At 61.0% G+C, this 12,678-nt stretch carries 10 protein-coding genes; 7 read left to right on the plus strand and 3 right to left on the minus strand.

What is annotated here, in order from left to right:
• Positions 1 to 110: 110 nt before the first annotated feature.
• The gene (locus LQ231_RS20150) at positions 111 to 1,298 is read right to left on the minus strand and encodes an acetyl-CoA C-acyltransferase (RefSeq protein WP_230173524.1); all 1,188 of its coding nucleotides are present in this window, start codon (positions 1,296 to 1,298) and stop codon (positions 111 to 113) included.
• Positions 1,299 to 1,323: 25 nt separating this feature from the next.
• Entirely contained in the window at positions 1,324 to 2,916 is a 1,593-nt protein-coding gene (locus LQ231_RS20155; protein ID WP_230173526.1) for an AMP-binding protein, read from the minus strand.
• 330 nt (positions 2,917 to 3,246) lie between these two features.
• On the opposite strand from LQ231_RS20155, the gene LQ231_RS20160 reads away from it, so the two are divergent.
• The 7 genes from LQ231_RS20160 (at position 3,247) to LQ231_RS20190 (ending at position 11,775) form a co-directional block, all read left to right on the plus strand.
• A complete protein-coding gene (locus tag LQ231_RS20160) occupies positions 3,247 to 4,038 on the plus strand; it encodes an SDR family oxidoreductase (RefSeq protein WP_230173528.1) in 792 nt (263 codons plus the stop codon).
• 16 nt (positions 4,039 to 4,054) lie between these two features.
• Complete coding sequence (locus tag LQ231_RS20165; RefSeq protein ID WP_290371378.1) at positions 4,055 to 5,005, plus strand: 3-keto-5-aminohexanoate cleavage protein; 951 nt, start codon at positions 4,055 to 4,057, stop codon at positions 5,003 to 5,005.
• 40 nt (positions 5,006 to 5,045) lie between these two features.
• Positions 5,046 to 6,005, plus strand: a complete 960-nt coding sequence (locus LQ231_RS20170; RefSeq protein WP_230173530.1) for an ABC transporter permease — start codon at positions 5,046 to 5,048, stop codon at positions 6,003 to 6,005.
• 30 nt (positions 6,006 to 6,035) lie between these two features.
• Positions 6,036 to 7,019, plus strand: a complete 984-nt coding sequence (locus LQ231_RS20175) for a sugar ABC transporter substrate-binding protein (RefSeq protein ID WP_230173531.1) — start codon at positions 6,036 to 6,038, stop codon at positions 7,017 to 7,019.
• A 72-nt stretch (positions 7,020 to 7,091) separates the two neighbouring features.
• Entirely contained in the window at positions 7,092 to 9,221 is a 2,130-nt protein-coding gene (locus tag LQ231_RS20180) for an SMP-30/gluconolactonase/LRE family protein (RefSeq protein ID WP_230173532.1), read from the plus strand.
• Positions 9,218 to 10,270 carry a hypothetical protein gene (locus LQ231_RS20185; RefSeq protein ID WP_230173533.1) on the plus strand — a complete coding sequence of 351 codons (1,053 nt, stop codon included), beginning with the start codon at positions 9,218 to 9,220 and terminating at the stop codon, positions 10,268 to 10,270. The genes LQ231_RS20180 and LQ231_RS20185 overlap by 4 nt, the downstream gene beginning before the upstream one ends.
• Positions 10,267 to 11,775 (plus strand): sugar ABC transporter ATP-binding protein, encoded by a 1,509-nt coding sequence (locus tag LQ231_RS20190; protein ID WP_230173534.1) that lies wholly within the window; start codon positions 10,267 to 10,269, stop codon positions 11,773 to 11,775. The genes LQ231_RS20185 and LQ231_RS20190 overlap by 4 nt, the downstream gene beginning before the upstream one ends.
• Before the next feature lie 441 nt (positions 11,776 to 12,216).
• On the opposite strand, the gene rpiB is transcribed toward LQ231_RS20190, so the two are convergent.
• Positions 12,217 to 12,663: a ribose 5-phosphate isomerase B gene (gene rpiB, locus LQ231_RS20195; protein ID WP_230173535.1), complete on the minus strand. Its 447-nt coding sequence runs from the start codon at positions 12,661 to 12,663 to the stop codon at positions 12,217 to 12,219.
• Positions 12,664 to 12,678 lie beyond the last annotated feature (15 nt).

Raw genomic sequence — 12,678 nt, forward strand, 5'->3', positions numbered from 1 at the left:
TGCGGGCAGGCGTGACCGCGTGCGCGATTTGTCCGCGTCGATTAATGGCGCGGTGGATCGGGCAGGTCAATCTCCACCGCACATTGTCCGCCGTGCAGGGCTCGTGTCCGTCAGGAGTTGACCTCGAACAGTCCGGCAGCGCCCATGCCCCCGCCGACACACATGCTGACCACCACGTAGCGCACACCGCGTCGCCGGCCCTCGATCAGCGCATGGCCGACGAGCCGTGCACCGGTCATGCCGTAGGGATGACCGATCGAGATGCCGCCGCCGTTGACGTTGTAGATATCCGGGTCGATTTCCAGAAAGTCGCGGCAGTAGAGAGCCTGTACGGCAAAGGCTTCGTTCAGCTCCCACAAACCGATGTCGCGCACCTTCAGTCCGTGCCGCTTGAGCAGCTTCGGAATGGCGTAGATCGGGCCGATGCCCATTTCCTCCGGCGCGCAGCCGGCGACAGCCATGCCGCGATAGATGCCGAGCGGCTCGAGGCCGCGTCGCTCCGCCAGTTTCGCATCCATCAGGATCGACGCCGAGGCCCCGTCGGACAACTGGCTGGCATTGCCCGCGGTGATGACGCCACCCTCGACGGCCGGCTTGAGGCCGGCCAGACCATCGGCCGTCGTCTCTGGCCGGTTGCCTTCATCGCGGTCGAGGTTCACGGCGCGCTCGGCACTGTCTCCCGTGACCTTGTCCTTCACCAGCATGGTGGTGGAGAATGGGACGATCTCGGCATCGAAACGTCCGGCAGCCTGAGCTGCTGCGGTGCGCTGCTGTGACTGCAGCGCATAGGCATCCTGCGCCTCGCGACTGATGCCGTATTTCCGCGCGACGAATTCCGCCGTCTGTAGCATCGGCATATAGGCGTGGGGAACCCGGGCGATGACCGCCGGGTCGGCTTCCTTCAGCCCCCAGGAGAAATAGCTATCCTGCACGGCGGAGATGTTTTCCTGACCACCGGCCGCGACCACGTCCATGCCGTCGACAATGACCTGCTTGGCAGCCGTCGCAATCGCCATCAGGCCAGAGGCGCATTGGCGATCCATGGTCTGGCCGGAAACAGATGCCGGGCAGCCCGCAGCAAACAAGCCGTTGCGGGCAAGGTTCATCCCGGCGGTACCCGCCGACAGCACCGTGCCGAGAACGAAATCTTCAATCTCGCTGCTCTCGATGCCCGCCCGCTGGATCGCCTTTTCGAGAACGTGGCCGGTCAGGCTGGGCGATTTGGTGGCATTCAATGCACCGCGATAGGCCTTGCCTATGCCTGTGCGGGCTGTGCTGACGATGACGGCTTCTCTCATGATCTCGCTCCCCGTGGCCCGGCCCTCAGGCGTTGCCATACTGATTTCTCAATTGCATCTTGTCGATCTTGCCGGTCGCTGCCCGCGGCATGGCGCTCAAGCGGACGACGCGGTCCGGGATCCACCAGGACGCGACGCGTCCCTTCAGCGAGGCGAGCAGTTCCGCGTCCGAGGCATCCTCGTCGCGGCGCATCTCAACCAGTAGTAGAGGACGTTCCCCCCATTTCAAATCCATGCAGCCGATGACGGCAGCGAGCGACACCTGCGGCAAGGCGCCGACAATGGCTTCGATTTCGGCCGGATTGATCCATTCCCCGCCGGACTTGATGAGGTCCTTGGATCGACCGGTGATGATCAACTGTCCGTCGGTATCGATGCGGGCAAGGTCGCCGGTGACAAACCAGCCATCGGCGTCGGTGGCGGCCGTGTCCTGGCCGAAATAGCGTTCGACCACGGCGGCGCCGCGTACGCGCAGGTGACCCTCGACATTGCGTTGTTCAGGCAGCGGATGTCCCTCGGTGTCGGTCAGCAGCAGATCCAGGCCGATCGCCGGTTTGCCGGAGAGGGCAGCATCGCGCCGCTCGGCATGGGGATGGGCAACCGTGCCAGAGGGCGAGAGCTCCGTCATGCCCCAGCTCGTCTGGATGATGACGCCGAGACGGGCTTCGATCCGCTCCATCAACGCGGGGGGAAGGGGCGCGCCGCCGACCAGGATGCGTTGCAGGGACGGAACCTCTCCGCCGTGGGTCTCCAGGTGTTCGACCAGGCCGAGCCAGACCGTCGGCACCCCAACTGCAAGGGTGACACCCTCCTGGTTGATCAACCTGGCGAGGCTCTGGCCATCGGCACGGCGACCGGGAAGCACAAGCCTTGCGCCGACAGCGGGTGCTGCAAACGGTAGTCCCCAGGCATTGGCATGGAACATCGGCACACACGCCAGGATCGTGTCCCTGACACTGATGGCGCAGACATCTGCCTGCAGCAGCCTCAGGGTATGAAGATAGCTGGACCGATGTGTATAGGTGACTCCCTTGGGCGCTCCCGTCGTTCCCGAGGTAAAACAAAGACCGCTTGGCGCGATCTCGTCAAAACAGCCCCACTCGACCGAAGCGCCGTCATTGTCGAAGAGTTGCGGCTCCAGGGCCTCGGGTCGGATCCGGCCCTTGCCGGCATCGTGCGGTGTGTCCCCATCGATCGTCAGGATTGTGGTGACGTCAGGGGCAGCATCCGCCACCGCCTCGGCGAGACCCAGAAGATCGGCGCTTGCGATCAGGATGCGCGCCTGCGATTGCCGCAGCATGGCGGCAATGTCTGCGGTAGCAAGGCGCGGGTTGAGTGTGTGGCATACCGCCCCCATGCCCATGATGCCATACCATGCCTCGACATGCGCTGCCGTGTTCCATGCAAGGGTCGCGACGCGATCACCAGCTTGGATTGAGCGTCTCTGCAGCAAGGCGGAAAGGTGTCGGGCGCGGTTCATCAGCGCTCCATAGGTGACCCGCTGCACCTCGCCATTTTCCTGTGCAGTGACCACGTCTGCCTTGTCATGCCATTTGGCGCCGTGAACGAGAAACTTGTCGAGTGTCAGCGAAAAAGACTGCATTCTGCCGTCGGTCATCATCTGGCTCCGACGATGAAGGCGGTACGCCGCGACGGAATTGCATATGCGTTGCAAAGGTCCGGCCCGAGCGGATGAAACTTGCCAATGAGGGGATACATGAATTCCTTCCCGACCGCCTTCCCATGATGCGGCCATTCTGACGATAGATGAGCCAGGTCAGTCGCCAAGTCAATATTCACTCTCTTGTGGGTGAGTGAAAAGTGTGCAACCATGTGTCTGGTCGGAGCGCTGCAAGCCTGGAGGGGCGTTGTTGCCGCAGCGTGACGGAGTAAAGACCTCGTTGACGAGGACGATGCGGTGGGGAGACCGCAAGAGGGGGAAAGCCTTATGAAGAGCGACGAGCGGCGCGTCATGGACGTGTGCGACTTGCGTGTCCTGGTGACTGCCGGCGCAAGCGGTATCGGCCGCGCAATCGCCGGCGCGTTCGCAGAGGCGGGCAGCCTCGTTCATATCACGGACATCGACGAGGCGGCCATTCAGCGCGCCTTGTCTGAGGACACACGACTATCCGCGAGCGTCGGCGACGCATCGAATGCAGCTGATGTCGACCGGGCCATCACGGATGTCGGTGGCAAATGGGACGGGCTCGACGTTCTGATCAGCAATGTTGGCATTGCCGGCCCGACGGGACCTGTGGCCGCCTATGCAGATGAAGACGTTGACCGGACGATCGACGTCAATCTGAAGTCCCATTTCTATTTTGCCAAACGTTGCGTGCCTCTGCTGAAAGCATCCCCGACACCGTCAATCCTTGCGCTGAGCTCGGTCGCAGGACGGCTCGGCTATCCGTATCGCGCGCCATATGCAGCCACGAAATGGGCGATTGTCGGAATGGTAAAATCGCTCGCGCCGGAACTTGGACCCGATGGAATCCGCGTTAACGCGATCCTCCCCGGCGTCGTCAGTGGCCCTCGCATGGAAGACGTTATCGCAGAACGTGCCATCATTCTCGGCATCGGCATTGAGCAGATGCGCCAGGCCTATCTCGAACGCATTTCCTTGCGCCGCATGGTCGATGCCGAGGATGTGGCCAACCTCGCATTGTTTCTGTCATCGCCACTGGCGCGCAACATCAGCGGTCAGGCCATCAGCGTCGACGGCAATGTTGAGTATCTGTGAACGGAAGGGAAAAGCAGTGAGAGCGAGCGGAAAGAACAAGGTCATCATCACCTGCGCCGTCACGGGGTCGGTTCACACGCCGACGATGTCCGAGTATCTGCCGGTCACGCCCGACCAGATTGCCGAGCAGGCGATCGAAGCGGCGCAGGCCGGTGCCGCCGTGTTGCATCTGCATGCGCGCAATCCCGTAGATGGCAGCCCGACTCCGAGCCCGGCGATCTTTGATCGGTTCGTACCGCGCATTGCCGAGGCGACCGATGCCATCATCAATATCACCACCGGCGGCAGCACCCGCATGACGCTCGAAGAGCGGCTGGCCTACCCCATGGCGGCAAAGCCGGAGCTCTGCTCGCTGAACATGGGCTCGATGAATTTTTCCTTCCATCGCGCGGCCCGCGGCATCACCAGCTGGAAGCATGCCTGGGAACAGCCCTATGTCGAAGGTTCCGAGGCGCTGATCTTCCGCAATACATTCGCAGATATCGGCCATATCCTGCGCCTCCTGGGCGACGAGCACGGCACGCGTTTCGAGTTCGAATGCTATGACGTTGGCCATCTCTATAACCTCGCCCATTTTGTTGACGAGGGTCTCGTGCGCGGGCCGATCTTTCTGCAATGTGTGCTGGGTATACTTGGCGGCCTCAATGCCGATCCGGAAAACCTGATGCTGATGCGCTCGACAGCCGATCGGCTGTTCGGGCGACAGAACTACGAATTCTCCGTGCTGGGTGCCGGTCGCCATCAGATGTCGTTGATCACCATGGGCGCAATCATGGGTGGGCATGTGCGCGTCGGGCTGGAGGACAGTCTGTTCCTCGGTCCCGGCGTGCTTGCGCCATCCTGCGCGGCACAGGTTCTCAAGATCCGGCGGATTTTAGAAGAACTGTCGCTGGAAATTGCTACGCCCGAAGAGGCACGCGCGATTCTTACCACCAAAGGTGCTGACAAGGTGAGTTTCAATGGTTGATCTGCGTATGTTAGTCGGACGCGGCACGAACAGGACAAATATGCTTGGCACGGTCGTGCTGGTGGCGACCGTGCTGTTGGTCCTTGTCTTTGCCGCGACGATCGATGGCTTTGCCACGCTCGGCAATCTGCGCGTGGTCCTTTCCAACTCCGCCTCCCTGGTGATTCTCAGCTGCGGCATGGCCGTCGTCATCATCTCGCGCGGCCTCGATCTGTCCTTGATTGCTCAGATGGTCGCGGGCGCCGCCACCTTCAGCATTCTGATCAATGTCGGACTGAGCGGCCCGGGTGCGTTTGCGCTGACCGTGTTCGTCATGGCGCTGGTCGGGCTCGTCAACGGTTGGCTGACAGCCTATGCCGAAATCCCGGCGATACTGGCCACGCTTGCGTCCGCGATGCTGATCACCGGGTTCTTTCGTTTCGGCATCCTTCGCGGCGAATACCTGCTTCTGCTGCCCAAGAGCAATCCCGCCGTGGCGTTCCTGTCGGCCAGTGTGTTGCCCGGCCTGACGGTGCCGGTGATGCTGATGGCCATGACGCTGGCCACCACATGGCTGCTGCTGCGTTACTCCATTCCCGGACGCACGATCTATGCGATGGGTGACAATTTCCAGGCAGCGCGCCTGACCGGACTGCCGGTCCGCACCACGACGCTGATGATCTATGTCTTCGCCGCGCTGACGGCGTTGATTGCGGGGCTGGTGGTCGCCTCGGCCAGTGGCACTGTCGATTTTCGCACAGTCACCAATGGCAGCCTGCTGTTCGAAGTCATCCTCGTCGTCGTCCTCGGCGGTATACCGCTGCGCGGAGGGCGCGGCGGGGTGAGCAGCATCCTGATCGGTGTCGCGCTGATCGCGGTGCTGCGCAATGCCATGACGCTTCTCGATTTTTCGACCCAGACACAGGACGTGCTGAAAGGCCTCGTCCTGATCACGGCCATCGTTGCTGACCGGTATCTCAACCCCCGCGACACGGAGACGGATACCGTCGGAGATCTCTGACAATACCATTCAACCAAGGAGGAGACTAAGTTGAAAAAATTGGGACACACATTTCGCAGGAGCCTGTCGGCGATGCTGATTGGCGCCTGTGCTGCGCTGGCAAGCGGCGGATTGGCCCAGGCCGAGAGCAGCATCGCCGGCAAGAAGGTCATCTTCGTGCCGATTTCGATGGGCGTATCGCTGACCGAGGGATGGGTTCGCCGCATGAAGGAACATGCGGCAATCTATGGCTATACGATCGACGTTCGAGACGCGGCCTTCAACACCGGCGTGATGGCCGAATTGCTCGCCAAGGCCATCAGCGAAAAGCCGGATCTGCTCGTCGTGCACAATCCGACCGTGCAACTGTTGTCACGTCAAATCAAGCAGGCCGAAGCTGACGGCATCAAGGTTTTGCAGATCAACCTGCAGTCCAATCAACCGTCGGCAGCCTTCGTCGGGGCCAATTGGGAGCGGATCGGCCGGGAAATTGCAGAAGATATCGTCAAGGAATGCGGCAAGGACAGCGGCAAGTCCGGCAAGGTGGCAATCATACCCGGACAATTGACCGCCGCCGACAGCGTCATCATGAACGAGGCCGCCTTCAAGGTTTTCGAGCAACATCCGGAAATTTCGGTTGTCTCCAACCAGGCCTCCGACTGGGAGCCGGAAAAGGCCCGCCAGATCACCGCAACTGTCCTGCAGCAGCATGCAGACCTCTGCGCCATCTTCGGCCATTGGGACGTGCACACAATGGGTGCCGGCAATGCAGTCAAGGATGCCGGACTTGAGGACAAAGTGCTCGTCTATGCGACCGGCGGTGGTGATTCGGTCGCCTGCAAGGCGGTAGAGGAGAAGGTGCTTGATCGCATTTGGAGCTATGACGCCGACGGTCAGGGGCGTGATGCAGGCACGATCATCGACCTGCTTCTGCAGGGCGCGAATGGCCCTGGCGCCATGCTGTCGATCGAGTCGCCGATGAAGATCATCAAGGCCGGCGAGGGTTATTCGCCCGACCTGTGCTGGAAGATGTAACGCATCTGACCAACCGACCGGCCCCATTCAGGGCCGGCCCATCCCGCATCCTCCATAGTCACGGACCCTGTAATGACTGCAACGATCGATTTCAAACGGTTGCCGAAGCGACAGGTGCCGCTTGTCGTGCTCTCGTCCCGGCGGATCATCTCTGACCTCTTGTCAAAGGGATGGGTCGAGAGCGCGATACCCTTTTCAGCGTTTGTGTGCGTCCTCATCGGCGTCCTGCTCAGTACCCAGGACTACTTCGTCGCATCGAACCTGCGCAATCTCGCCCAGTATGCAGCAGACGGCGGCCTGATCGTGCTGGCGCTTCTGGTCGTCGTGGCCGTCGGAGGCATTGACCTTTCGGTCGGCTCGAACTTCGCCATGTCGGCCTTCGTGGCGTTGTATGGCTTTCACATCCTGGGACTGCCCGTGCCGGCGGTTCTCGGGCTCAGTCTCGTCTGCGGCGCTGTGATCGGTGCCGTCAACGGGCTGCTCGCCGGCATCGTCGGCTGTGGCGCGCTGTTGACGACGCTCGGCACGATGATCACCGTACGCGGCCTCTACACGCTCGCCTCGCAGGCCAGCCTGGTGGAAATATCGACAAGCGCCCGCATCGACGATGCCTGGGACTTCATCGGCTTTGAAAAACTGCTGACCATGCCGGTCGGCTTCTGGGTACTGCTTGTTGTCGCTGTCGCCATTTTCGTAATGTTTCGCCAGCTGCGTTTCGGCTGGCATGTGCTGGCGGTCGGCGGCAATCGCAAGGCCGCCCGTCATGGCGGTATCCATGTCAAGCTAACCATTTTCCTCGCCTATGTTCTGGCCGGCCTGATCGTCGGAATGGCCGGCTTCCTTTTCGCCGCCCGCCAGAATAGCATTGGCTCCGACACCGGTATCGGCATGGAATTCTTCGCGCTGACAGCCCTCGTTGTCGGACTGGGAGGTTTCGTGCCAGGCCGGGGCGCCGTCGTTTCGGTGCTGATCGGCTTTCTGACCGTTTACATCCTGAACAACGCCCTTATCAATGCTGGCCTGCGCGGGGATTTTGTCCAGTTCTGCATGGGCGCAATCTTGGTAACGATCCTCGCAATCGATGTGCGGTTCCGCAAAAACCGTCACCGCCTGCTCGCCTCCGCCTATCTCGATCCGGTGAGACTGAGCGTTGAAGCGGTCAAGGGCATGGCCGGCCTGATGCCCCATGAAATTGCGCCAAAGCTTACCCATGCAACGCTTCTGGCCGTTGGCGAAGTGGACGGTCCGGAAGACGTCATCCTCGACCGGAACGGCAATCTCTACTGTGGCACGCGCGACGGCTATATCATGCGGTTGGCGGCGGGTGGCGGCGCGCGCGCCGAGCCGCTCGCCAAGATTGGCGGCCGACCGCTTGGCCTCGCCTTTGACCGCGACGGCAGGATTGTCGCCTGTGTCGCCGGCATGGGCCTCGTTCGCGTCGGCATGGACGGCACGGTCGAACTGCTGACGGACCAGACCGAGCGCTCGCTGTTCAGCGTCCAGGACGATACAGTCATCCGCATGGCCGACGACCTCGATATCGCACCGGATGGTGTCGTCTACTTCACGGACGCTACGAAACGTTACGATATCGAGAACTGGGGTCTCGACCTCCTGGAGGGGCGTCCCAACGGACGTCTGCTGAGCTATGATCCGTCGACCGGAAAGACGCGCACCGTGTGCGACAACCTGGTCTTCCCCAATGGCGTCTGCCTCACGCATGATGGCCGTCATCTCCTCGTCGCCAGCACCTGGGACTGCGCCATCCTCGCATTCGACCTCACCGATATGAAGGCTGGGCCGAGGGTCTTTCTCGACGGACTGCCAGGCTATCCCGACAACATCAACCGCGCATCCGATGGCGGCTACTGGATCGCGCTGGCCGGCATGCGCAATCCGGTGATCGACCTTGCCATGAAACACCCCGGACTTCGGCGGCGCATGACCAAGCTTGTGCCCCCGACCAACTGGCTGTTCGGCAATCTCAACATTGGCGGTGTGCTGAAGATCGACGGCACCGGCCGGGTTGTCGATGCACTCTGGGATGAGGCGAGCGGGCCGCTCTACATGATTACCTCCATGCGTGAGCATGAGGGCGCTCTCTATCTGGGCGGTGTTACCAACAACAAGATCGGCCGGCTGGTGCTTGGTCACGCCAATCCGGACTGGAATGGGCCTGAAAGCTATTGGGGCAAATCATGAGTTTTTTCTTCAAATCGCGTGTCTCGGAGCCTCCGGCGATGACGCTGGAGGGCATTCTCGGCCCCAACAGTCGCCTCGACGAGGCCCTTGCCATTGCCGTCGCCCGACCCGATGCGCTGGTGGTTTCAACTGATGGGCGTCTGCTGATCTCCTCGGGAACGTCGGTCTTGGTGGCCGATCGCTGGGCAGATGCTACGAGCCCCTGGATCGCGTTGGACCAAACCGTCACGGCGCTTGCGACAAGCCCGGGCGGACTTGTCGCAGTCGGCTTGGAAAGCGGCGAGGTTCGGGTTCATGACCGACGGGGCCAGCCGCTGGCATGGCCGGCTCCAGCGGGTGGACCCGGATCCGGTGCCGGTGCAGTCAGCGATTGCATGTTCCTCTCTGAAGACGAAATCGCTGTCGTCAGGAATGGCTATGCCAGCGCCCAAGAGGCCTTGGCCATGGCACCGTGGGAGGCTGGACAGGCAGGCACTGTCACCGGATATGCCAGGGACGGCGCCACGCGGGTCATCGCCCGTAACCTCAGTTGCCCAATGGGCATCTGCCGGGATGGACGCGGGGAAATCGCTCTGACCGAGCTTGATACCGCTCGTGTTGTCGATGTATCCGGCCAGGTCCATCGCGGCGGCTTTCCGGCCTATCTCGGCCGTCTCCGCAAAACGCAGCAGGGCTATCTGCTCGCCTGTTTGTCGAGGCGTGACCCGCTGATCGAATTTCTGCGGACGGAGCGCAGCTTTGTCGAGGAAATGAAGGAAACGATCGATCCGAGGCACTGGATCTCTCCGCGCGCCAGCCCGGATTTCAGCCATGATTTCCCCATCGAACTCGGGGCAACACGTCTGTTTGGCGAGATCAAACCTTGGGCGCCCTCGTTTTCCTACGGACTGCTGATCACGCTGGATGAGAACTTTATGCCGATGGGCTCGATGCAATCGCGTGCCAATGGTCGTCGGCACGCCATCAGCGATGCAGTCATCTGGAACGGCGACGTGATCGCAGTCAGCCAGGCGAGCGGCGAAATCCTCAACCTGGGGCCTCTGACATGACGGATCTTCAGCCAAAACCCATTGTCTTTCTGGAAAATGCAACCAAACGGTATGGCGGTATCGCCGCCCTGGATGGCGTCAGCTTTGAATTATATCCAGGTGAGATCCATGCGCTCGCCGGCGAAAACGGCGCGGGAAAATCGACCCTTTGCAAGCTGATTGCCGGCGTCGTCACGCCGTCGGATGGGCAGCTTTGGGTCGATGGCGAGGCGGTAAATTTCTCTGCACCCAAGGATGCCAGCCGTCGCGGCATTTCGATGGTCTACCAGGAAACCAGCCTCGTTCCGCAACTGACGGTCGCCCAAAACATTGTCCTTGGCCGCGAGCGCACCTTCAATTCCGTCCGCAAGGTTCGCAACGCTGCACGGCAAGTGTTGCAACGGCTTAATTTCAATGTGGACCCCACCCAATTGGCGGGCTCACTGTCGGCCGCCAAGCGCCAGATGGTCGAAATTGCCCGTGCCGTGCTCAACGATGCACGCATCATCATTCTCGACGAGCCGACGGCCGCCCTAACGCCTGAGGAAACCGAACATCTGTTCGAACTGATGGGCTCCTTGAAGAAGCGCGGCGTGGCGATGATCTTCATTTCCCACGCCCTTGAGGAAGCACTGACCCATGCCGACCGGATATCGGTACTGCGCAACGGACGGTTGGTCGCCTCGGGGCCTGCGACCGATTTCGACCGGCCGCGGCTCATTCACCACATGGTCGGCGAGGATCTGTTGGATATTCCCGGGCCTCCGTCATCGTCCCGGCAACGCCCGGGTTCCGCTCTGCCGGTGCTGCGTGTCGAAAACCTCAGGATGGGTAGCATGGTGAACAACATGTCCTTCTCGGTCTTCCCGGGTGAAATTACCGGCATAGCCGGCTTGATCGGCTCGGGCCGAAGCGAGATGGCCAAGGTCGTCATGGGTCATACCAAGCGCAATTTCGGCGGCGGCAGGATCTGGCTGGATGGCCGCGAGGTCCGCTACACGCTGCCGGCCCAGGCCATCGCCGACGGCATTGCCTATGTCAGCGAAGACCGCAAGCTGGATGGCTTCTTTGAGACCATGAGCATCCGCCAGAACATCGAGCTTGGCTGGCTTGCCAAATTCGGTCGCGGTAAATTTGTCGTTCCACTTGGCAAGCTGCGGGATCTCACCCGAATCTGGTCGGAGCGACTTTCGATCCGCAGCATCGGCGAGAACCAGTCCGTTCTGCATCTCTCCGGCGGTAACCAGCAGAAGGTCGTCATCGCCAAGTCGCTTGCTCAGAAGCCGCGGTTGGTCATCTTTGATGAGCCAACGCGCGGCGTCGATGTCGGCGCGATCGCGGAAATCCGAAAGATAATCCGCGATTTTGCCGAGGGAGGCGCGGGCGTCATCCTGATCTCGTCATATCTGCCGGAGATACTCGATCTTTCCGATCGCATCCTGGTTGCCAAAGGGGGCACGATCGCAGCGGAATTTTCCCGGGAGGACGCGACCGCGACTGCAATTTTGAACGCGGCAATCCACTGATGTGCGGGCAATGGCGGAAGGTGGTGGGGGCGGTTCCATCAATTGATCATGCGGTAATCTGCACTCTATCGGACGACTGCGATTTCACTTTATGCGGACCAGTATTTTCATCTTAGGAAGCGCAGTTACTTCAATGGGATCTTGCGCAGCGATAGCCCGGCGGTGGCCAGCGTGCGTTGCCCGATGGAGAGCCTCATCAGCGGCTGCGTTAGGTCACCATTGCACATCCTTTAAATCAGTGTTGTGCCTGTCAGGGATACGGTAGCGGGTCTGGCTCAACAGGCGACAATATTCACGGTGTCTTGGCCATAGACATCATGAACGACGAACGACCTGGGCACGTCCGCCGGGTGGCGAGCGGTCAGCGTTTCCTGTTAGCCCATGAGTGGGTGGCAATCGTTGCGGAAAACGACGAATGTGACCGCGTCGACCTGGCTCAATTTAGCGCTGATCGTCCATCTCGGCGAGCTTGCGAACACGGCGCCGGAAGTCTTCATCAGATGAAAATTCCGCCTTGAGATACGCATCGACGAGATCGGTTGCAAGCCATGCACCGACGATCTGAGCGCCGATGCACATAACGTTTACATCGTCGTGTTCCACCGACTGATGGGCAGAATGAACGTCATGGCAAACGGCCGCGCGGATGCCCTTGACCTTGTTTGCAGCGATCGATGCACCGACGCCAGTACCGCAGACCAGCAAGCCGCGCTCGGCAGTTCCTGCTATTATCGAAGCCGTTACATTTTTTGCCACGTCGGGAAAATCGACGGGATCAGGATTGTAGGAACCCACATCCACCACGTCGTGGCCCAGTGACTTGATATGGTCCACAATCGTGGACTTGAGAGGAAAGCCGGCGTGGTCAGAACCGATGACGATGCGCATTGTTGGTTTCTCCAG

Origin of the sequence: Rhizobium sp. CECT 9324 (genome assembly GCF_918741265.1) — a bacterium.
Lineage (GTDB): Bacteria > Pseudomonadota > Alphaproteobacteria > Rhizobiales > Rhizobiaceae > Allorhizobium.